Origin of the sequence: Polymorphobacter multimanifer (assembly GCF_014205635.1) — a bacterium.
GTDB lineage: Bacteria > Pseudomonadota > Alphaproteobacteria > Sphingomonadales > Sphingomonadaceae > Sandarakinorhabdus > Sandarakinorhabdus multimanifer.
The window spans coordinates 1-20,850 of record NZ_JACIIV010000026.1 but is presented as its reverse complement, the minus strand read 5'-3'; the positions used below and the strand labels follow the sequence as shown (position 1 = coordinate 20,850).

General features: G+C 64.4%; 18 protein-coding genes. 14 read left to right on the top strand and 4 right to left on the bottom strand.

What is annotated here, in order from left to right:
- Positions 1–12: 12 nt before the first annotated feature.
- From FHS79_RS15150 to FHS79_RS15110, 9 genes are all read left to right on the top strand, one after another.
- A complete protein-coding gene (locus FHS79_RS15150; RefSeq protein ID WP_184202016.1) occupies positions 13–327 on the top strand; it encodes a recombinase family protein in 315 nt (104 codons plus the stop codon).
- Positions 324–1,655 (top strand): serine hydrolase domain-containing protein, encoded by a 1,332-nt coding sequence (locus FHS79_RS15145; RefSeq protein WP_207792380.1) that lies wholly within the window; start codon positions 324–326, stop codon positions 1,653–1,655. Before FHS79_RS15150 ends, FHS79_RS15145 begins: the two co-directional genes overlap by 4 nt.
- 332 nt (positions 1,656–1,987) lie before the next feature.
- Complete coding sequence (locus FHS79_RS15140) at positions 1,988–2,578, top strand: DUF1826 domain-containing protein (RefSeq protein ID WP_184202013.1); 591 nt, start codon at positions 1,988–1,990, stop codon at positions 2,576–2,578.
- Positions 2,575–3,291 (top strand): ABC transporter ATP-binding protein, encoded by a 717-nt coding sequence (locus tag FHS79_RS15135; protein ID WP_184202010.1) that lies wholly within the window; start codon positions 2,575–2,577, stop codon positions 3,289–3,291. The genes FHS79_RS15140 and FHS79_RS15135 overlap by 4 nt, the downstream gene beginning before the upstream one ends.
- The gene (locus tag FHS79_RS15130; RefSeq protein WP_184202007.1) at positions 3,288–4,709 is read left to right on the top strand and encodes a DUF3526 domain-containing protein; all 1,422 of its coding nucleotides are present in this window, start codon (positions 3,288–3,290) and stop codon (positions 4,707–4,709) included. The genes FHS79_RS15135 and FHS79_RS15130 overlap by 4 nt, the downstream gene beginning before the upstream one ends.
- Complete coding sequence (locus FHS79_RS15125; RefSeq protein ID WP_184202004.1) at positions 4,709–6,061, top strand: DUF3526 domain-containing protein; 1,353 nt, start codon at positions 4,709–4,711, stop codon at positions 6,059–6,061. Before FHS79_RS15130 ends, FHS79_RS15125 begins: the two co-directional genes overlap by 1 nt.
- Positions 6,062–6,088: 27 nt before the next feature.
- A complete protein-coding gene (locus FHS79_RS15120) occupies positions 6,089–8,464 on the top strand; it encodes a TonB-dependent receptor (RefSeq protein ID WP_184202001.1) in 2,376 nt (791 codons plus the stop codon).
- Positions 8,464–10,404, top strand: a complete 1,941-nt coding sequence (locus tag FHS79_RS15115) for a porin family protein (RefSeq protein ID WP_243452934.1) — start codon at positions 8,464–8,466, stop codon at positions 10,402–10,404. The genes FHS79_RS15120 and FHS79_RS15115 overlap by 1 nt, the downstream gene beginning before the upstream one ends.
- A 13-nt stretch (positions 10,405–10,417) precedes the next feature.
- A complete protein-coding gene (locus tag FHS79_RS15110; protein WP_184201998.1) occupies positions 10,418–10,780 on the top strand; it encodes a hypothetical protein in 363 nt (120 codons plus the stop codon).
- Between the two features lie 235 nt (positions 10,781–11,015).
- Here the strand turns inward: FHS79_RS15110 and FHS79_RS15105 are convergent, their stop codons facing one another.
- Positions 11,016–11,930, bottom strand: a complete 915-nt coding sequence (locus FHS79_RS15105; protein WP_184201996.1) for a LysR family transcriptional regulator — start codon at positions 11,928–11,930, stop codon at positions 11,016–11,018.
- A gap of 113 nt (positions 11,931–12,043) precedes the next feature.
- On the opposite strand from FHS79_RS15105, the gene FHS79_RS15100 reads away from it, so the two are divergent.
- Genes FHS79_RS15100 through FHS79_RS15090 form a run of 3 tightly spaced genes read left to right on the top strand, consistent with a single transcriptional unit; the run spans position 12,044 to position 16,286 of the window.
- The gene (locus tag FHS79_RS15100) at positions 12,044–13,624 is read left to right on the top strand and encodes an NADH-quinone oxidoreductase subunit L (protein WP_184201993.1); all 1,581 of its coding nucleotides are present in this window, start codon (positions 12,044–12,046) and stop codon (positions 13,622–13,624) included.
- Positions 13,621–16,029 carry a YbcC family protein gene (locus FHS79_RS15095; RefSeq protein ID WP_184201990.1) on the top strand — a complete coding sequence of 803 codons (2,409 nt, stop codon included), beginning with the start codon at positions 13,621–13,623 and terminating at the stop codon, positions 16,027–16,029. Before FHS79_RS15100 ends, FHS79_RS15095 begins: the two co-directional genes overlap by 4 nt.
- Positions 16,030–16,064: 35 nt before the next feature.
- On the top strand, positions 16,065–16,286 hold the full coding sequence (locus FHS79_RS15090; RefSeq protein WP_184201987.1) for a hypothetical protein: 222 nt from the start codon (positions 16,065–16,067) through the stop codon (positions 16,284–16,286).
- Between the two features lie 262 nt (positions 16,287–16,548).
- Here the strand turns inward: FHS79_RS15090 and FHS79_RS15085 are convergent, their stop codons facing one another.
- From FHS79_RS15085 to FHS79_RS15075, 3 genes are all read right to left on the bottom strand, one after another.
- Positions 16,549–16,986 carry a hypothetical protein gene (locus FHS79_RS15085; protein ID WP_184201984.1) on the bottom strand — a complete coding sequence of 146 codons (438 nt, stop codon included), beginning with the start codon at positions 16,984–16,986 and terminating at the stop codon, positions 16,549–16,551.
- Positions 16,987–17,260: 274 nt separating this feature from the next.
- Positions 17,261–17,968 carry a hypothetical protein gene (locus tag FHS79_RS15080; protein ID WP_184201982.1) on the bottom strand — a complete coding sequence of 236 codons (708 nt, stop codon included), beginning with the start codon at positions 17,966–17,968 and terminating at the stop codon, positions 17,261–17,263.
- Between the two features lie 60 nt (positions 17,969–18,028).
- On the bottom strand, positions 18,029–18,487 hold the full coding sequence (locus tag FHS79_RS15075; protein WP_184201979.1) for a hypothetical protein: 459 nt from the start codon (positions 18,485–18,487) through the stop codon (positions 18,029–18,031).
- Between the two features lie 355 nt (positions 18,488–18,842).
- Here FHS79_RS15075 and FHS79_RS15070 point away from each other — a divergent pair, with 355 nt between their 5' ends.
- Both FHS79_RS15070 and FHS79_RS15065 read left to right on the top strand, forming a co-directional pair.
- A complete protein-coding gene (locus FHS79_RS15070; protein WP_184201976.1) occupies positions 18,843–19,766 on the top strand; it encodes a LysR family transcriptional regulator in 924 nt (307 codons plus the stop codon).
- Positions 19,767–20,325: 559 nt separating this feature from the next.
- Positions 20,326–20,850, top strand: a 525-nt coding sequence (locus tag FHS79_RS15065) for an RNA polymerase sigma factor (protein ID WP_184201973.1), incomplete at its 3' end; no start/stop codon positions are given.

Genomic DNA, 20,850 nt, shown 5'->3' with positions numbered 1-20,850 from the left:
AGTATCGAAAGAATGAAAGTGCTTGATGATCACAATATCATCCATGCTCCTACTGACCCGATGGGCAAGATGTTCTTCGACATTCTCGCTGCCTCTGCCGAATTCGAAAGCGACCTGATCCGCCTGCGCACCCGCGAAGGGATGGCGGTCGCGCGGGCCAAAGGGACGCTGAAGGGCAAGAAGCCAAAGCTTTCCCCGATGCAGAGCAAGAAGCTGCGCCGGATGTACGACAGCGGCGACTACTCGATCGGCGATCTCGGCAACCTGTTGCAGATGTCGCGGCCGACAATCTATCGAACGCTGGCTCGGCAACCCGCTGCTGCATGATCCTGAAGGGGCTGCCGATGGTCGGCACATCGTTACGGCTTGCCCGCGTTGCCGGGTTCGTCCTTCTGGCACTGGTTTTCTGGATCGGCGGATTCGTGGTCGTGGCCGCGTTGGATGATGACACTATCGCGGTCGCCAGCAACGACGCCGCGTCTCTCGTCGAGGCTGCGAAGACGCAGTCTGCCGAATTCCCGGGGAACCTGGCGCTGGTTGTGATCGACCAAGGCCGTGTAAAAGTGGGGCACTTCAAGTCGATCGGGCAACAGGTCGACGCTGACACGCTGTTCCAGATGGCATCGGTCAGCAAGTGGGTCACGGCTTGGGGCGTGATGACGCTCGTGGATTCAGGCAAAATCGAACTGGACGCACCGGTGTCGCGCTACCTGCGGCGCTGGCGACTTCCGCCTTCAAAGCATGACAATGATCTGGTGACGGTGCGCCGGCTGTTGAGCCATACTGCCGGCCTGACCGACGGTCTGGGCTATTGCGGCTTTGCGCCTGGAAAGCCCTTGCAGCCGCTGCCGGCGTCGCTGACAGCAGCGGCTGACGCTTGCCCGTTTACCAATGGCAGCGTGGCAGTTGGGGCTCGACCGGGCGCTTGGCAGTATTCAGGTGGCGGGTACAGCCTGCTCCAGTTGCTGATCGAAGACGTCTCGGGTCAGCCGTTCGCCGACTATATGGATGCTGCGGTGCTGAAGCCGCTTGGCATGAAGCGCTCGACATTCCGCCCAAGGGCTCCAGGCGCCACGAACGTTGCCGAGTTCTTCGACTCCGACGGGTCGGCTGCACAGCATTTTGCCTACACCGCCGCCGGTGCCGCTTCGCTCTATTCGTCGGTCGCTGACTTGACGCTTTTCGTAAGCGCCCACAGGTCGGGTCCCGATGGAGCCGTGGTCGGACGGGGCGTATTGTCGCCAAGCTCTGTTGCGACGCTCCAAGCTCCCCAGGCCCGAGTAGATGACCGTCCATTCTGGGGCTTGGGCGTGCGGCTCTATGCACCGGCCAGAGGCGGCGGTTACATTTTCGGGCATGATGGCGGCAACACTCCCGCGGTCAACACGGCCATCCGCCTCGACCCGGCTTCCGGCGATGCCATCATCGCATTGTCGACAGGTGGCGACGGACTGGCGACGCGCCTGGCTTCGGCCTGGGTCCGCCAGCGGGTGAGCACCGCGGACCTGCCGGACAATGGTATCAGCCCTTTCGCCATTTTGGCCAGGCTATGGTCGGCAAGGCTATGGCTGGCAGCCGGTGCAGTCATCATTTGCCTCAGCGGAGCACTTGCGGCCTTCCGAGCGATCCGGAAGCCAGCTGCCCGAAGGCGCTAGCACTTAATTTTCTCCGGCTCGGCATCTGCTGCGTGTCGTCCGCAAGGGACCCATCATGGCAGTTTCGCGCCCTAATTTCAGTCGTTCAATCGGTTGGAAGCTGCCTACGACGCTGCCATTCCTGTTGGTCCCTGCCATTTGCCGCATAACCTGCAAAACCAGGTGCCTTGCGTCCCCTAGTGCTGTGTGGCAAATGTTACAAGATAACATATGATTCTTAGGGGGCCGGGAGTTTGTATCGCACTGCTGATATTCCGCCGTTGGCGTTTCGCAATGGCAGGGCGACCATCAAATCGTCCCAGTCATATCCTACCGCACGCGATCATGTTGCCATGGCTGTCGCGGTGGACGTGCTGGCCGACATTCATGATCCGGCCATCAACCTGGCCGTCTGGCAGCGCATGCTGGATGACGCGCTGGCGGCCGACGCAGCCCGGCTGCTGCGTTTCCAGTGTGAACCGCTGCGGCTGGAACTGGCGGTGGCCGACGTGGCGGCGGCGCTGCCCGGCGCAATGGTTGCGGCGGGATGGCCGCCTGCACCCCGTATCGCCATGGACATGGCCCTGCTCGCCGGGTGTCTTGCCGATGTGATGGCCTGCGCCGCCGTTTCGTTGCGGCTGGAGGTCATCACCGGCGATGCCTGCCGCAAATATCATGCCGATCAAGTCACGGCGCGGCTGATCACCAGCTATGCCGGGCCGGGCAGCCAGTGGCTGTGCGATGGCGACGCCGCCGCGCTGGCCGCCGGGGTGTCGCCCGATCAAGTGGTGCCTGAACAGTTGCAGCCCGGCGAGGTCGCTCTGTTCAAGGGCAGGCGCTGGAGCGCCACGCCGATCATCCACCGCTCGCCGCCGATTGCCGGCACCGGCCAGCGCCGGCTGGTGCTCGTCATCAACCCCGCCGAGCCGGAGTGTCTGTCATGACTGTCCTTGAAGCGCGTGACCTGACCAAACTCTATGGTGATCATCTGGCGCTCGATCGCCTCAATATCGCAGTCGCGGCGGGCGAGACGCTCTGTCTGCTTGGGGCCAATGGCGCAGGCAAGACGACGACGCTCAATCTGTTCCTCGGCTTCACCGCGCCCACATCGGGCCAAGCACTGGTGTCGGGCCACGATGTGGCGGCCGATCCGGCGGCGGCACGCGCGGCGCTGGGCTATGTCGCCGAAGTCGTCAGCCTCTACCCATCACTTTCAGGGGCCGAAAATCTGGCTTTCTTTGCGCAACTGGCCGGACAGGCACCGCGGGCGACGCAGCGCGATGCAATCCTCGATCGGCTGCGCTTTCCGGCCAGCGCCATCGCGCGGCCGGCGGGCGATTATTCCAAGGGCATGCGCCAGAAACTGGGGCTGGCCATCGCGCTGATGAAGGGCGCGAAGGCGATTTTGCTCGATGAGCCGCTGTCCGGCCTCGATCCGGCGGCGGCCAATGATCTGGTGGCGGTGCTGCGCGAAACGGCGGCCGGGGGCACCGCGCTGCTGGTGTCCACCCACGACATCTTCCGCGCCAAGGATGTAGCGACGCGCATCGGCATCATGCGCCATGGCCGGCTGGTCGACACGGTCGATCCCGGCGCGCTGTCCGGCCCGGAACTGGAGAGCCTGTATCTCACCCACATGGCGGAGCGCGCGGCATGATGACGGCAAGCCTGTACGTCTCTCTGGCCGGCAAGGACTGGCTGGAGTTTCGCCGGGATCCCCGGCTGGTGCTGATGGCCGTGCTGGTGACGCTGCTGGCGCTGGCGGCGGTGCTGACCTCCTGGGCGCGGGTATCTGCGCACGAAGCCGACCGGCTGGCGACCATCGCAGCCGATCGCGCGACCTGGGAGGGACAGGGCGAACGCAATCCGCACAGCGCGGCGCATTTTTCCTTCTGGGCGCTGCGACCGCTGGCGCCGATGGCGCTGCTCGATCCCGGCGTGACGCCGCATGCCGGGTCGGCTGTGTGGATGGAGGCACACAACCGCAACCCTGCACAGGCGCGGCCGGTGGAGGATCTGGCCACTGGGTTGGATCTGGGCAGCTTCAGCGCCGCCTGGGTGATGCAGACGATCATGCCGCTGCTGATCTTCGTGATCGGTGCCGGCCTTGTTGCACGCGAACGTGAACGCGGCACGCTGCGGCTGATGCTGGCTAGCGGGGCCAGCGCGGGTGGGCTCGTACCGGCCAAACTGGGCGGGCTGGGCCGCATCGCGGCGTTGCTGGCGCTGCCCTTGCTGGGTGCGGCGGTGCTGGCCTCCTTGCTGGCCGGCGCGGTGCAGCCGGCCGCACTGCTGCTGTGGGTGGGCGTGTATGCACTGTGGTTTGCGCTGCTGGCCGCCATCACCATCGCGGTTTCGGCGCTGCTGCGTACGGCGGGGCAGGCGCAATTGCTGCTGATCGGCCTATGGCTGCTGGCGGCGCTGGTGGTGCCGCGAGCGGGGGCCGGGCTTGCCGGTACGCTGGCGCCGGTGCCTGATCCGGGATCATTCGCGACGGCCATACAGGCAGAGCTGAAGGCATCGCCCGACCCCTTCGAGGGCGACGGTGCCAAGGCGTTCGAAGCGGACGTGATGGCGCGCTACAAGGTCTCGCGTTTGGAAGACCTGCCAGTCAACATCGACGGCTTGCGGCTGAATGCGTCTGAAGATCATGGCGACGCGGTGTTCGATCGCGCCTGGGCCGGGCTGGAGGCGACATATGCGCAGCAGCATATTGCGATGCGCTGGACGGCGCTGCTGTCGCCACTGGTGCCGCTGCAGAATGTCTCGATGGCATTGGCTGGCACCGATACCGCTCACCAGCTGGATTTCCAGGCCCAGGCCGAGGCGCATCGGCGGCGGGTGATCCGGTTGCTGAACCTCGACTTCGTCGAACATGCCGGCGCCGAAGGCTTTGATTACAAGGCCAGTCCGGCGCTGTGGAAGTCCATTCCCGATTTCCGTTATCGGCCGATGCCGCTGGCGCCGGTGATCGACAGAATCGTGCCGGATCTGCTGGCGCTGGCCGCGTGGGCTGGCCTGGCCGTGGTGCTGCTGGTGCTGGCCAGCCGCCGGCTGGTGCGGCAAGGCGTATGATGGGCCTGATCGCCATCGAAACCCGGCTGTTGCTGCGCAGCCGGCTGGCGCTGCTTGTACTGACGCTGCTGATTGCGGTGCTGGCGCTGGCGGTGTCCAACGGCCGGGCGCTGCTGGAAGACCAGATCGCCGCGCGTGCCGCCGCCACGGCCGAAGTTGCCGAAGCCAGTGCCAAATTGCAGGGCCAACTGGCCAAGGGCGTGCCGCCGGAAGAGGCTGTGCTGCTGCCGATGCGGGTGCGCACGCCGATCATTGCGCCGCTGCCGCCGCTGATGGATGCAAGTGCCGGCCGCGCGGCGCTCGAACCCAGCACCGCCACCGCCGGCCTGCGCGCGCGGGCCGACACGATGTTCCACCGCACCAGCCTGGAAAATCCGGAGCGGCTGGCGCGGGGCCAGCTCGATCTGGGCTTCGTGGTGGTGGTGATCGCGCCGCTGCTGCTGATCGCGCTGGGCGCAGGGCTGTTCACGGCCGATCGGGACAGCGGTGCCGCGCGGCTGGTGCTGGCACAGGCCGGCAGTGTCGGTGCGCTGCTGGTAGCGCGATCGCTGCCGCGGTTGTCGCTGGTGATCCTGCCTGTTTTGTTCGCGCTGCTATTCCTGCTGCTGACTGGGCCGGATATTCCCGGCCGCCCTGCGGCTGCGCTGCAGTGGGCACTGATTGCAATGGCCAGTCTCGCGACCTGGTGGGCGGCAGTGCTGCTGGTCAACAGCCAGAAGATCACGGCGGAAACCGCCGCGCTGGGCCTGGTCGGGCTGTGGGCTTTGCTCACGCTGGTGATGCCGGCGCTGATTGCCGCCAATGCCCAACTCATCCACCCGGCGCCATCGCGCTTTGCGGAGATCGCCGCGGCGCGCAGCGCCGAGATCAATGCCAGCACCAGCTGGGAAACCGATCATCCCGATCTGGCATCGGGTGAAGTGGAGTCGCGCCGCGCCTCGGTGGCGCGCAGTATCGGCATCAACAGCAAGGTGGAGGCCGCCGTTGCGCCGGTCAGCGCGCGCTTTGCCGAGGTACTGGCCGCACAGCAGGCGCTGGCCAGCCGCCTGGCGTTCCTGTCGCCGCCGCTGATCGCCAGCGATGCCATGGCTGCCGCCAGCGGCACCGGTCTGGCAGCATCGCAGGCCTGGCGGGCTGCGGCGGCAGGCCATCTGGCCGACGTGAAGGCGAAGCTGGGCGAAGTGATCGCGGGCGATGGCCAACTGACGGCAGACCGGCTCGCCGCGCTGCCCGAGTTCACCCCGTCGCAGGCCAGCGCGCCGCCATGGCCGGCGCTGGCCTGGCTGCTGGCCGTGGCGGTCGCCGCAACCTTGGCTGCCGTTCGGCGCTACCGCGCCATCAGACTCGATTGAAACCTTTTCTCACGGGGAGCATTGCCGATGACAGCCATCCTGCGCGCGGGCTTGTTGCTCTGCGCCGCCGCCGTTGCGCCGGCGGCTGTAGCGCAAGAGGCGCAGCCGACCTTGGCCGAAGAGATCATCGTCACGGCCAGCAAGACCGAGCAGCGGCTTGGTCTGGTCACCGCCAGTGTTGCGGCCTTCGACAGCGAAGCGCTCGCCCGCTTTGGCGCGCAGGATGCCAATGCCCTGCTCGGCCGCGTGGCCGGCCTGTCGATCGAAACCAGCCAGCCTGGCTTTGCGCGCTATGTCATCCGCGGGGTGAACGCGGGCGGACAGTTCGGCTGGCGGCAGGGAGCGGCGACGGCCATCTATCTGGATGAAGCGCCGCTCACCACCCGCACCAATTTCTTCTTCGCCAGCCCGGATATCAACCTCTACGACATGGCGCGCATCGAAGTGCTGCGCGGGCCGCAGGGCACGCTTTATGGCGCCAGTGCCATCGGCGGCGCCATCCGTGCGGTGCCGACGGCGCCTGATCGATCGACATTTTCCGCCAAGGGCGAAGCCGAGCTGTCCAGCACGCAGGACGCCGGCAGCCCGAACTTCGCGCTGCGCGGCGCCGTCAATCTGCCGCTGGCCACCGACACGGCGGCGCTGCGGATTAGCGGTGACTATGTCGAGAATCAGGGCTTCATCGATGCGATCCTGATCCGCACCCAGGATTTCGTCACCGAAGCTGCCACCGCCCCGCGCATCCGCGATTACAACAGCCAGAACCGCCTGACGCTGCGCGCCGCATTGTCGTTGTTGCCGGCCGAAGGCGTGGAGATCGTCCCGTCGCTCACCTATCTGCGCAATCGTGCGGGCGGTGCCGGGGATTTCGCGCTCAACGCCTTTGGCAATCGAAATCGCGCGACCGTCTTTGCCTTCAATCCGACTTTTGAAGCCGATGGCCGGCCCTATGAATTCGTCAATGACGAGCTTGTCGTCGCCAGCCTGAAGATGACGGCCGATATCGATGCGCTTGGCGGGCTGCAGCTGGTCAGCGCCACCAACTGGCAGGATCGGCGCGCGGGTGGCCGTGACGACAGCATTGCGTCGAACGGCAGCTGGGTGGTCGGCTTCGGGTTCGATGACACCTATGCCGCCTCGGTCGATCCGTCGTGGGGGGAGTTTGGCACCCGGGTGCGCCAGTTCAGCCAGGAAGTGCGGCTGGTGACCACCGGCAGCCAGTCGCTGCAACTCGTCGGCGGCTTGTTCTACAATCGCCTGCGGCAGACCGACACCATCCTTTACAGTTTCGAAGGCTCCCCGCAGGCGCTGTTCGACCAATTCGGAGTGGCGGATGCGATCAGCTATGATGGCCGCGATGATTTTGCCGAAGATGAATATGCCGCATTTGCCAATGCCGAGCTGCGTCTGGGCGGCGGCTTTGCCGTGGCCGGCGGTCTGCGCGTTACGCACTACACCCAGATGCTGCTACGCGGCGCATCCTTCCCGGCCTTCGATGATCCCGGCGATCGCGCCAATCCCTCCCGCCTGACAGCCAGCGAAACGCGACTCACCCCGCGCCTTGTCGCCAGCTGGCGAGGTTCGGATGGCGTCACGGCCTATGTGTCTGCTGCCGAAGGCTTTCGCACCGGTGGCGGCAACCCGCCCGAGAACCTGCGCGGCCAGTGCCCGGATCGCAGCCGCTTCCCGGCCCAGCCCGACCAGTTCGATGCCGACAGTGCCTGGTCGTATGAAGTGGGCGTGAAGGCGCGCACCAGGGACAATCGCCTCGCCATCAATGCTGCGGCGTTTCGGGTGGACTGGCAGGATATCCAGACCGGTGTGTCCTTCACCTGCGCCGACAATTCGGTGGTTTCCTATACCGGCAATGCCGGCACCGCCCGCATCCAGGGTGTCGAGATCGAGGCCGCGCTGGCGCTGCTGCCCGACCTCAATGCCAGTGCCGTGATCGGTTATACCCATGGCAAGTTCACCGCCGATGCGCCGGAAGCGGGCATCACCCGCGGCGAGCGGCTGGGCTATATCCCCGAATGGACCTTCAATTTCCGATTGGATTACAGCGCGCCGCAGCCGCTGATCGGCCAGTTCAAACCCTATGCGGCGGCGGATGTCCGCCATGTCGGCAACCGCATCGATCCGCTTTACGGGCCGCGCGGCAACCCGGATTTCGGGGTCGATCTGCCGACGCAGACGCAGGTGGATGCGCAGATCGGCCTGCGGACGGGGAAGATCGACCTGTCGCTGTTCGTGCGCAACCTCACCAATGAAGATGTGGCGCTGCAGCAACTGGCGCTGTTTGCCACCAATGGGTTTCGCCCGACCGGCTTCGACACGCGCACCCAGCGCGAAGAGGTGGTGCTGCGGCCGCGCACCTTCGGCCTGACGGCACGAGTGAGCTATTGATGCGGGCGCACATGCTGGTGGCCGCCGCCATCGCTGCACCGGCTGCCGCCCAGGAGGTGCCGCCGGTCGACACGACAGCGGCCACGGGCGAACGGGCGGCGGAGAACGCCGTGCGCAGCGCCGTCGATGCCTTTGGCACCAGCATCGGCCGCGAGACGATCGGACTGTACAACAGCGACAATGTGCGCGGCTTCTCGCCTACGGCGGCGGGGAATGTGCGCATTGACGGCCTGTATTTCGATCAGGTTTGGGGCCTCAACCCGCGGCTGCGGCGTACGACCAACATCCGAGTTGGCCTGTCGGCGCTAGGCAGTCCGTTTCCGGCGCCGACCGGGATTGTGGATTATGCCTTTAGGACGCCCGGTGACAAGACGGCGTTCAGCCTGCTCGCTGCGGCCAATCAGTGGGGCAATCTTGCGTTCGAGGCAGACGCCAATCTGCCGGTGGCCGAAAAACTCAGCCTGGGGCTGGGCGGCGCGGTGTTCGACGACCGCTTCTACAACGCCACGCGTGCCGGGTTCTGGCAGTTGTCGGCCGCGGCACGCTTTGCCCCCAGCGCTGCCCTGGAGATCGTGCCGTTCGTCGCCCGTTCCGAAGGCTTCGACCAGACCGGGCCGATCTTTCTGCCGGCGGGGGAGACGCTGCCGCCGCGCCTGCCACGCCGCTTTTTCACCGGTCCGGATTGGGCACGCTATCGCGGTGTGGCGTTCAATACCGGCGCGCTGGTGAAGTGGCAGGTCGCCACCGGGTGGGAGCTGCAGGGCGGCCTGTTCAGATCCCTGTTCGACGATGCGCGCGGTTTTGCCAATCTGATCACCGGGGTAACGCCCGACGGCATCGGCAGCCAGCTGATCATCGCCGATCCGCCGGTGAAGTTCGCCAGCACGAGCGGCGAGCTGCGGCTGACCCGCACCATCCCCGATGGCCCGCGCGCCCACCGCATCCACGCGAATGTGCGGGCGCGAGCCGGCGATCGGCGCTTTGGCGGATCGGACGTCGTCGATCTGGGCCAGACCAGCATCTTTGCGCGCACCACCGCGCCGGCGCCGGCCTTCAGTTTCGCGACGCAGCAGCGGGACCGGGTGCGGCAGTGGACGGCAGGCCTCGCCTATGAAGGGCGTTGGCCGGGCGTGGGGGAACTCAGCCTTGGTGTGCAGAAGACGCAGTATCGCAAACGCATCGGCTTGCCCGACGAACTGCCGGTGGCCACCGATGCCTCGCCCTTGCTGTTCAACGCCGCGCTGGCGGCCGAGATCAACCCGCGCCTGGTCGCCTATGCCGGCTATGTGACCGGCTTGGAGGAAAGCGGCATCGCACCTGGCAATGCCGCCAACCGCAACGAGGCGCTACCGGCGATCCGGACCAGCCAACGCGACGCCGGCCTGCGCCTTGCCATCACCGATGATGTCAAACTGGTCGCCGGCGTATTCGATGTGCGCAAACCCTATTTCAATCTGGGCGCCAATGGGCGTTTCGATGCGCTCGGCAATGTGATCAACCAAGGCATCGAGGCGTCGATCGCTGGCCCGGTGACGAAGCGGCTGAGCATCGTCGCCGGAGCCGTACTGCTGCGCCCGCGCGTGACCGGCGAAGGCGTTGCGCTCGGCCGGGTGGGCCCGCGCCCCGTCGGCGCGATCAGCCGGAGACTGGAACTGAATGCCGATTGGCGGCCGGCGTTGCTGGACGGACTGTCGTTCGATGTCAGTGCCTCGCACCGCAGCACCGAAACCGCCACGGTGAGCAATGGCACGGTGATTCCGCGGCGCACGCTGATCGATCTGGGTGCGCGGTATCGGTTCGAGCTGGCCGGCCAGGCCGCCACGTTGCGCCTGCAGGTGGAAAATCTCACCGACCTGCAAGGCTTTGAACTACGCGGCGCCGGCGCCTTCGACATGATCGCCGGTCGGCGCATCGGTGGCTATCTCACGGTCGACCTGTAGCCGGGAGGGCAGCATGGACTATGACCGGGACATTGCGCTTGACCGCTATCGCGACATGCAGCTCGCCGTGGCCGGCGTGGAGGCTCTTTACCTTCTGGTCCGCGCGCCGTATCTGCGCGCCGATCTGTGCTTCGATGGCACCGATGGATTTGAACCCTGTCTTCCCTGGTTCATCCAGCATGCGCAGCTGCAAGGTCAGATGGGCCATGAAGCCGCGATGCAGGGAGTCATCGAACAGGGTCCATCGGCCATTGCGGCGATGCCGATCATCGGCGACAACCGCATGAGCGAACTTTTCGCAGCGGCGGGGTTTGAGCGGGTGCAGCCGGTGTTTCGCGGGCTCTGGTACGCCATGTGGGCAGTGCGAGCCGGCTGACCTTCCGCAAACTACCATGCGTCCGCTAGGGGGCCGTTCTTTGATAGGGTGGCGGACGAGCGAAAGACCGGTTCTGGGATACTGCGTCCTATTTGGTGCGTTAGCTGAATGCCGGCTTTCGCCATTACAAGACATTCGCGCCCGATCGAGCGGCCTCTTCAGATCGCAAGCTGTCCAGAGCTTTGGCGCGTGATTGTCAAAGCCATTGATTTGTTGCCCCATGCCCAACTGGGCTTCATCGGCGCGCCGATGAATTGGATTCGCCCATCTGGAATTCCCGACTGGCGCCGATGAGCGATCGGACAATCGGGTTTGGAAAACGGCGATCGATGGTGACGGCAAAAAACGTTTCGACAATGCCCGGAAGTTCATCGGCCTCGATCAGTGTGCCGCTTGCCAGTTCGTCTTGAACAGCAATCGGCGGCAGCACCGCGAGCGCCGATCCCTCGCGCACCAGCAGGCGCATCATGGCAATGTCGTCCACCTCGGCAGCGATCTGGGGGCTGATACCAAGCTGAACGGCAAGCGCGTCGAAGCCGATGCGAATGGTGCTGCCCTGGGTCGGCAGGATTAGTGGATGTCGCGCCAGCAGATCCGCAACGCTGCGCCTCGCGCCGATGAGGCGAGGCGTTCCCACGAGACCGACATGCTGTTCCGACAGCTTGTGCGCAATGAACGGAGTCAGCGCGTCGATCTCGGGCACCTGGTTGGTCAACACGATATCGAGGTTGAGAGCCTGCAAGCCCCGCAGCAGTTCGGCCGCGCTGCCGGAGCGCAGGATGACTTCGATATCGTCGCGGCCGAGCAGGGGCCGCAGGAAGCCGATCTGGAAATTGCGCGACAGGGTTGCCAGTGCACCTATACGAACCGCCTGCCGCACTGTTCCTGTCTGTTGCAACGTGCCCATGAGGTCGCGGCCGGTAGCGAAGATTGCATCGGCGTGGTCAAGCGTGATCCTTCCCGCCTCGGTCAGATGGAGCTGACGGCCACGCCGCTCGAACAGCGTATGGCCAAGCCCGTGCTCCAGCTTGCGTATCTGCACCGACAGGGCGGATTGCGAGACATTCAGCCGCTCCGCGGTGCGAGTCAGGTTGCCGTCCTGCGCTACAGCCCAGAAATAGCGCAGGTGATTATAGTTCATCTCGGCCATTGTTCGTTCGTTTAAACAGAACGATTTCCGCGAAACAATGAATTTTTAGCGGCGCCCCCTTGCCGATAAGCCTCCAGCCGAGCCGAAAGCGGCGAGTTGAGGGGATAACCTTGATGATGACACTCATGATGCTGGTGCCGCCGGCGCTCGTGCTGGCCGCGGCCACCCTGGGATTCGCGCGGCCCGGGCATCTTGGCCGCGGCGCGCTGAGGGCCATCGAAGGGTTGGTGATAGGGGCGCTGGCGAGCGCGCTTCTTGCCGCCGGCCTGCTCATTGCGTCGGGGCCCGGAACCAGCCCGTTGATGGGGGCAAGCGAGATCGGCTTGTCGGTCCGGCTTGATGCGGTAAGCGCGGTCATGCTGCTGCTGGTCGGATTCGTCGGCTGGGTCGTCGTTCGCTTTGCCGGCACCTATCTTGATGGCGAGGCTTGGCAGGGCCGTTTCATGGCCTGGCTATGCGCCACGCTTGCGAGCGTCATGCTGCTCGTCGTTGCCGGCAATCTCGTCCTACTGGCTGCGGCCTGGATCGGAATCGGCATCGGATTGAGGCGTCTGCTGCTTTTCTATCCCGACCGGCCTGCAGCGCAGCGGGCAGCACGCAAGCAGTTGGTGTTCGCGCGTGCGGGCGATGTCATGCTGGTGGCCGCTGCGCTGATCCTCGCCATCGCCTATGGCACGACCGACATCGGCACGATCATCGCGGCAGCACGTGCCGGGGGCGGCGGCGATGCGGCCCATGGCGCAGCGCTGTTGCTCGCAGTCGCCGCGCTGTTCAAATCGGCCCAGTTTCCGACCCACGGCTGGTTGACTGAGGTCATGGAAGCCCCGACGCCGGTGTCGGCGCTGCTGCATGCCGGGGTCATCAATGCCGGTGGCTTCCTGCTGATCCGCTTTGCCGACGTCATGCTGCTGTCGCCTGCCGCGCTCGCCGGCCTTGTCATGATCGGCGGCTTCACCGCCCTCTTCGCCGGCATGGTCATGCTGACCCAGCCGGCGGTCAAGACCTCGCTCGCCTGGTCGACCATCGCCCAGATGGGCTTCATGATCATGCAATGCGGGTTGGCGCTGTTCCCGCTCGCCTTGCTGCACTTGGTCGCCCATTCGCTTTACAAGGCGCACGCCTTTCTGTCGTCCGGCGGCGCGATAGAACGGATCGCGACGTTTCGTCGGCCCGGCATCGTCGACATCCCCGGCCCGGCGGCGGTGGCGCGCGCCTTTGTCGTCGCCTTGCTGATCTATGGCCTTATCGGCGGTGCAATTGGGTTTCTCGGGCAATCGCCCCAGGCGCTGGCGCTGGGTGCCATCCTGATTTTCGGGATCGCCTATCTGCTGGCTCAGGGTCTTGCCGAGGCAGCGCCTGCGGCGCTGACACGGCGGCTGGCGGTGCTCGCAACGGTCGCCTCGCTGGGCTATTTCGCTCTGCATGTCGTCGCCAACTGGCTGATCGAAGGCAGCGTTCCGCAGCCGCCGGCACCGGGGCCGCTCGAATGGGTGCTCATCGCGCTCACAGTGGTCAGCTTCGGCCTCGTCGCCGTTGCGCAGGCGATGTTTCCGCTCTGGGCCTATCATCCGGCAGCGGCAGGGCTGCGCGCGCACTTTTCCAATGGCCTTTACGTCAACGCGATGACCGACCGCCTGCTCGGCGGCTGGGCGTTGCGCAGTACGTCCTCCTCCAACCCGAGGGTTTCAGCATGACCACGGAGATTGCATCGCACGAAAGCAGCTTGCGCGCTGCCGTTACGGCAGCTGTCGCCGCCATCCCACCGGCATGGCCGCTGGCATCCAGCGTCGCCGTCAACCCCTGGCTCGGCCAGACCGGCGAGGGGCTGGCGATGGTCGCCGCCCGCATGTCACGGGCCGCCGGCATCGCGATGACCATGGACCGGGCGTGGTATCGGGACCGGATCGTGTCCGGCGCCATCACGGACGATGATCTCGCATCCGCCCTGCACGCGGCGGAAGGCTGGCGCCCGGCAAGCGTCGCCGCGCTGAAGCAGTCACTTGCAGCGCCGGCCCCGCCCCCCCAGGCGATTCCGACCATCGCCGATCTGGCTGCCGAAGCCTCCGGTATCGACTGGGCAGCAATCATTGCCGATCGCTTCGGCAATTGGGCCGCCGGCTGGTTCGACGAAGGCCAGGCCTTGTGGGCGGCACCGCGCGGCACCTCCGCCTATGCTGCCTGGCGATCGGCCGCGACCCACGACCTGACCCCGGAAATCCTCGGGCTGGCGGGCTTTGCCGCCAAGGTCGCGGCGGCGCCCGAAACAGCCGAAGAGGCGCTGGCGCTGATCGTCGCGCGGCTCGATCTCGCCCCCGCTGCCATGGCCAGCTGCTTCCACCGCGCGCTTTCGGCGCTGGGCGGCTGGGCCCATGCAGCCCGACATCGCCAGTGGCAGGCCAATCTGGCCGGCGGTGACGATGCGGCGATCGCCGACTTCCTTACCATCCGGATGATGTGGGAATATGCCTTGCTCGATCATTACCGGCCACAGATCGGCACGGCATGGCAGGCGGCCGTTGTCGCCCATGCAACGCCGCTGGTCCCGACGGAAGCACAGTGCGTCGACGCCATCGTGCAGGAAGCGGCGGAGCACGCGGCCCAGCGGGCGATTGCGGCGGTTCTGGCCGAAGAGATAGCGGTTGCCCCGGCATTGCCGCCAAAGCTGCAGATGGCCTTCTGCATAGATGTCCGGTCCGAGGTATTTCGCCGGGCGCTGGAAACGGTCGATCCGCATATCCGGACGCTGGGCTTTGCCGGCTTCTTCGGGCTGACCGCATCGCATCAGCGGCTGGGCTCGGACGTGGCCGAACACCGGTTGCCGGTGCTGCTCAATCCCGGCCTGACGACCCGCGCCGGAGGGACCGCCGACCTCCCCGCCGACATGGCGAAACGGCTCGAGACCCGTGTCACTCGCGCCTGGGCTCGTTTCAAGCTGGCAGCGGTTTCGTCATTCGCCTTCGTCGAGGCCGCCGGACCGACTTATGGCTTCAAGCTGATACGTGACGCGCTCGCACTTGGTAAAACCGGCGACTGCGATGAACCGGCGCCCCGGCCCGATCCGGCACTCGACCTTGCGATACGCGCCAGTAGCGCCGAATCGATCCTGCGGGCGATGTCGTTGACCGAGGGGTTTGCACCGCTGGTGGTGCTGGCGGGTCATGGTGCCAATGTCGTCAACAACCCGCACGCCAGCGGGCTGCACTGCGGTGCCTGCGGTGGCTATTCGGGTGAGGTCAATGCCAGGTTGCTCGCCGGCCTGCTCAACGATGAAGAGGTGCGCATGTGCTTGCGGGAAAAGGGCATCATGATCCCTTACAGTACAATGTTCCTGGGCGCCCTGCATGACACCACCACCGATGCGGTGCATTTGTTTGACAGCGATCTCGTATCGCCCGCGCACCGCAAGGACGTCATCCGCCTGCGCAGCTGGCTGGAGGCCGCCACCGTACTCGCGCGTACCGAACGCGCCGCGCGTCTTCCCCGCGCCGACAACCAGCAGGCGATCACGCGCCGCAGCCGAGACTGGGCCGAGACTCGCCCGGAATGGGGCCTTGCGGGGTGCAAGGCATTCATCGCTGCACCGCGGGCGCGCACCCAGGGCCGCAATCTCGGCGGCCGCGCCTTTCTGCACGACTATAACTGGCAAAAGGACGAAGGCTTCGGCGTGCTGGAACTGATCATGACCGCGCCGGTCGTCGTCGCGAGCTGGATCAGCCTGCAATATTACGGATCGAGCGTGGCGCCCGAAGTGTTCGGTGGCGGCAACAAGCTGCTTCACAATGTCGTCGGCGGTTTCGGTGTCGTTGAAGGCAATGGCGGAACGCTGCGCACCGGGCTGCCGTGGCAATCCGTTCATGACGGCGCGTCACTGGTCCATGAACCGCTGCGGCTGACGGTCTGCATCGAGGCCCCGCGCGAAGCGATGACGGCGGTCCTCGAACGCCACCCGGGCATTGCGGCGCTGTTCGACAACCGCTGGCTGCACCTGTTCGCGCTCGACGACGCGGGCCGCATGGCCTGGCGCTATGCAGGGCACTCGCGCTGGCAGCCGTCAGAGGCCGGCACGCAAACGCCGAACCAATCCAGAGTCGCCGCCTGAAGCGGCCAGAAACGCAACCTGAGCGCGAGGTCGTCATGAAGCACGAACCCGAAACCGTGATCGCCATCACGAATACGCGGATAAGGCATCTGCTCGAAAGCCCACATGTCAGCGACTGGCTGAAAACCGCGCTCCGCGCTGCCGACGGCCATGATCCGATCACGCTGCAAAACGAGATCGAGATCCTGCGTCATGTCATCGCGCCGATTTCGCAAACCAGTATTGCCGTCACGATGGCCCCGATTTCGATCAAATAGCCGCATGCTTTTGTGGGAATTGCGCCCCCTCAGCAGTCTTTGCGCTGATCTGCTGTAACGCGTCCCTGTCCCAGATGAGGCGGCACAGACGATCTGGCCGTCATCTCCCCTGGCCGCTGCAACTCAATCTACAACTGTATCGATGGCTGACAGAGCCCTCCACGACCATCAACAGGGCCGCCGTCAATGTCCGCAAGGGGACGGTCTTGCATTGTGCAAGAAGGTCGCAATCGTGGGAGGTCACCACAGCCAGGTTAAGCACTCAATGTTGATCGCGGACCAAATGCATCGATGAGACTTCGTCTTCGCCGGCCCGCCGATACGTTTCAGTTCGGACTATCTTGCCCTCGTGTGATAGATCGAACGCAAGCGCCACAAGATATGATTCATGCGTAGCGTCGAGGTCCGTTGCGTCGCGAAAATTGAAGCGCAGCACATTCACAGCTGATGAGGGAACCCACGCTAAACGCGGCTGATTGCCCTGTGGGCAGTAGTGTGTAGCGATTAACCCTTGCCCGTCACGATGGTAGATCGTCAGGGAATGAGGCTGGCTGCCCCGCAGCCACTCCTCTACAACCGCAGTTCCGCCAGCGGTCAAAGAAAACCGGATGCGCAGCGGCGAGCCAGGTTTGTCTGCTTGTCTCCAAGTGCCAACCAGTCCGTTCATCTCGGCAAGCCTCAAGGCAGCTGCATCTTCCACTGCAAAAGCTGGCCGAGAAAAGCAAACGGTCGCAAGGGCAAGGCTGCACCATAGAAGGAGTTTCATCGCACTGGCTTTCAATCTCGTTGGCCTTGGCGTCATCAGATGGGCACGTGATGTCCGCAAGGGGACGCTGGAGCGTAGTCCGTCGCGCACCTGACCGGGCATACACGTTTTCCGCCGTACTTCCTTCTCCTACCAGCATTCGCGAGTACATGACGGCGGTTCGTCTGTGAGCACATTTGTTAAGAACACGAAACAGTCACGCCGCCAACTACCGTGCACCAATGCGCGCAGTGATTATCTCCACATATCGACCGCGTCGTTCAGGTGGCAAGGTCATAATCTGAGGTTCGCTCCAACCATAAGCGCTGGCGATTGCATCGATGTCTTGGAGCAGTCGGGTTGAGGCCTGCGTCGCAGCATTCGCCACGAGCAATTCTACCTGGACAGAAACAAGAGCCCGATGACCACATTGGGTGCAGGCATGATCAAGCTTGATCGCAGCGGCAGGATCAGCCGTATCGAACGCAGAGCTCAATGCGTCGACCAGATCTTCGCCAATCGGTTCCAACCCCCTGATCCGACAGATCCGAGCCAGTTGCAATATGATTGGCTCAGCGTCGGGGCCACTTTCAATTGCGCCCAAATCGGCCATCCGTGGCAATCGGAATATTGACGCGCCAACAGATACTTCTGCATTGCGATCGCCTGCCCGTGTTTCAAGCAATTTGGTGACGAAAATTTCCACGTCCATGCTCTCGCGACATGCTGAGCATTGCGACGAAACTTTGGACCGTTCAACAGTCAACATGGTGCAGAACCGAAGCAGCCGGTGATTATAGGCGCCGCAGCATTCCTCCAACAATGGGCCACGCTCGTCGGCGGCCTCAACAAGGGGATGCAGTCGAGTGCGGAAATCTCTCGAAAGCGTTGCGGGATCGAATCCGGCAAGTGCAAGCAGACCATTTTCAACGCTCACGCACATCCTCCCGGCAGTAGCCGCCGAAGTTGGCTGAACCGAAATAGCGCTACAAGCCAATCATGTCGCGTTCACGTGCCGTCCGTCTCTCCAGAGCGACAGGGCGAGGACCGGCAGCAGTATGTTGACACCCATCGCGATGACGACAGCGAAGACGCCCAGCGTCGGCGAGCTGATGCACAGTGCATTGCTGACGCCTGCAAATTGAGGCTCCAGGCTGCGGTTGAAGGCCCACATGACATATTGCATGCGCGGGGTCTCGATCACGATATGGGCATAGATCACGCCGATCGCGATCAGTCCGACCATTGCAGCTTTCAGGCGCAGCGGGACATCCGCCCACATGACGAGTGCCAAGGCAGGATAGATCAGCAGGCTGAATGTGTAAGGGGTGACCTGCGGCAGGAATGGCCAACCGCTGTGATCTACCCTCAGGGCATGATCCGCGTGGTGAAGGAGGCCGAACAGCAATACGGCGGCAAGGATGCTGCGACTTTTGGAAGTCAGATTGCTCGTCATGACGCCACCGACCCATTTGGCCGCACAGAAGGGGCTGTTCTACCGACCAAGCGCTGGACCCGATGCCCTTGCCACATCCAGATCCCACTCAGGGCCAGAAGCGGGAACATTCCGAGTTGCAAGAATGGCCGGATCGTCAAGGCAATCGCCTCCGGTGCATAGACGACAGCCCCGAGCGGCAACGCAAGCGCCAGGTGAACCAAGCGGGCGACCATTCGCCGACGGTGCCGTAAAATTTTCATCAGACTTTCTCCTCTGACGCAAATTTGCATCCGAGAGACAGCGTCGGTCCAAGTCATTGTTCCAATCGCACGATAAGCTATACTTATCGGCCTGGCCAAGGAGAGGATTTGCGTTGGATTTGCGTCACCTTCGCTACTTTCTAGCCGTTGTCGAAGAGGCGCATGTCGGCCGGGCCGCAAGACGACTGCATGTGTCCCAGCCTGCTCTCTCGCAGCAATTGAGGGACCTGGAGCACGCTGCCGGAGGGCCATTGTTCACGCGGCACGCAAAGGGCATGACCCTGACGGCAGCAGGCGAAGCGCTTGTAGGGCCGGCGCGTATTGCGGTCGCGTCTGCTGCGACAGCCCTTGCCGAGGTCCGCCTAGCCTCCGGGCAGGCCGAGGACCGCCTGGTCGTTGGCTTGCCTGAAACCGGGACGGCTTTCGAATTGGTGCGGCTTGCCCTCGGAGAGCTGGACGCTCGCTTTTCGCCCTCGGTCGTCCAGACGAGCGGGCTGCCATGGCTCCATCAACCGCAGGCTGTTCTGCGTGGCTCCCTCGATGTCGGCTTCTGTTGGAGCGCCGGCCTTGGGAAGCCCGCCGATGGGGCCTATCCACCCGGCATGGCCAGTATCCGCCTTTGCGACGATCCTGGGTCAGATGCGCTCATCCCATGGGATCACCCGCTCGCTGAAAGGGAGCAGCTTGGTCCTGAGGATCTACGCGACCTGCCGCTGGGCCTGTATGATCGAACTCTCCATCCCTCACTGCACGATGTCATCACATCCGCCGCGCGACAGGCCGGGTTCCACCGTGTCATGCTCGCCGAGGGTGTAGGCAGCGCCTCGGCCAGCGCGCCGCTGGTCCTCGCGCGCACTGGCTGGACGCTGGTCCAGAAGTCGGTTGCGCTGCAGCCTCCGGCGGGCACCAGGGCCATTCCCGTCAAGAACCTGAGGGTGGATGCGGGGCTCGATTTGATCTTCAGGGAAGGCGACAACCGAAAATCTGTAGTCGGGTTGGTTGATGGCGTCCGCCGAACATTTGCACAGGTTCAATAGCAGGGTGTCCATCAAGGAAGCGTCCGAGGTGAAGGCCTTGGGGTGGAAAGCAGATCTCCCATTCGAACGCGTATTCGGCGGAAACGCGCAGCTCGAATTAGGCGGCGGAGTCGGACTCGTAGGCAATTATCTTTGGAACGGCGCACGCGCTTTCTGCGAGGAAGGGGGCAAGTGGCTGCATGCGCGCCCGCGCGTTCAGCCCGCTGTCGCATGATGATGGCGGCCGCGGACGCGCCTTCTTGCCGCCCGGAGGGTCGCCGTCCCGAGCGGCTCCCGCGCGACGTCGCTGCGCGCTACCCGGGCAAAGCTGGAACTGGCCGGGTGACCTTCACCTTCCAGCTCGGCCCGGACAGCCTCGCCCACGATCTTGACGGGAGCGTTTCCTCGCACTGCTCGAAGAGCGTCACGGCGAACTTGTACAGTTGATCTTGCAGTTGGACGCTTTCGATCGGGGCAGAAGACGATCCCGACAGTGCGCAAGGGGGCCAGAACCTTGCCGACCCAATTTTCGCCGATCGTGTGATGAAACGTCCATGGCTGCGAATAACCTTATGAAGCCATGATGAGGTGCGAAACTGTGACGGGTGGGGAGGCCAATGATGGCGATCGGTTCGCGGCGCTGATCAAAACTCATGCGGGCATCCTCCGCAAGGTCTCCGCCACCTATGCTCGCAAGCCCGAGGATCGCGCTGACCTGATGCAGGACATACTGGCCAATCTATGGGCGGCGTGGCCACGCTACGATGAGGGGCGGCCCTTCTCGACCTGGATGTACCGCGTCGCGCTCAATGTCGCGCTGTCCCATGTCCGACGGGTCTATCGCGAGGCGAAGGTGATGACAGCACTTACGCCGGATCATGACGCCGTAGCCGCCACTGGCCTCGATCTCGAAGCAAACCAGGCACTCGACGCTCTGCACGCGACGATGGCTTGCTTCGATCCTCTAAATCGGGCGGTGCTGCTGCTCTACCTCGACGAGCGGGGCCATCGTGTCAACGGCGGTCGGATTCCAGGCCAGTGTGGCGGTGTAAAAGCAGGCCATTTTCGGTGCGGCCCGGTTGTTTGCAAAAAGGCCCCCGATCGG

Excerpts from the sequence above, each read along its gene's own strand:
- FHS79_RS15100 (WP_184201993.1), top strand. The coding sequence starts at position 12,044 with ATGATGACACTCATGATGCTGGTGCCGCCGGCGCTCGTGCTGGCCGCG.
- FHS79_RS15140 (WP_184202013.1), top strand. The coding sequence starts at position 1,988 with ATGGCTGTCGCGGTGGACGTGCTGGCCGACATTCATGATCCGGCCATC.
- FHS79_RS15105 (WP_184201996.1), bottom strand. The coding sequence starts at position 11,930 with ATGGCCGAGATGAACTATAATCACCTGCGCTATTTCTGGGCTGTAGCG.
- FHS79_RS15150 (WP_184202016.1), top strand. The coding sequence starts at position 13 with ATGAAAGTGCTTGATGATCACAATATCATCCATGCTCCTACTGACCCG.
- FHS79_RS15095 (WP_184201990.1), top strand. The coding sequence starts at position 13,621 with ATGACCACGGAGATTGCATCGCACGAAAGCAGCTTGCGCGCTGCCGTT.
- FHS79_RS15135 (WP_184202010.1), top strand. The coding sequence starts at position 2,575 with ATGACTGTCCTTGAAGCGCGTGACCTGACCAAACTCTATGGTGATCAT.
- FHS79_RS15075 (WP_184201979.1), bottom strand. The coding sequence starts at position 18,487 with ATGACGAGCAATCTGACTTCCAAAAGTCGCAGCATCCTTGCCGCCGTA.
- FHS79_RS15110 (WP_184201998.1), top strand. The coding sequence starts at position 10,418 with ATGGACTATGACCGGGACATTGCGCTTGACCGCTATCGCGACATGCAG.
- FHS79_RS15115 (WP_243452934.1), top strand. The coding sequence starts at position 8,464 with ATGCGGGCGCACATGCTGGTGGCCGCCGCCATCGCTGCACCGGCTGCC.
- FHS79_RS15145 (WP_207792380.1), top strand. The coding sequence starts at position 324 with ATGATCCTGAAGGGGCTGCCGATGGTCGGCACATCGTTACGGCTTGCC.
- FHS79_RS15090 (WP_184201987.1), top strand. The coding sequence starts at position 16,065 with ATGAAGCACGAACCCGAAACCGTGATCGCCATCACGAATACGCGGATA.
- FHS79_RS15120 (WP_184202001.1), top strand. The coding sequence starts at position 6,089 with ATGACAGCCATCCTGCGCGCGGGCTTGTTGCTCTGCGCCGCCGCCGTT.
- FHS79_RS15125 (WP_184202004.1), top strand. The coding sequence starts at position 4,709 with ATGGGCCTGATCGCCATCGAAACCCGGCTGTTGCTGCGCAGCCGGCTG.
- FHS79_RS15130 (WP_184202007.1), top strand. The coding sequence starts at position 3,288 with ATGATGACGGCAAGCCTGTACGTCTCTCTGGCCGGCAAGGACTGGCTG.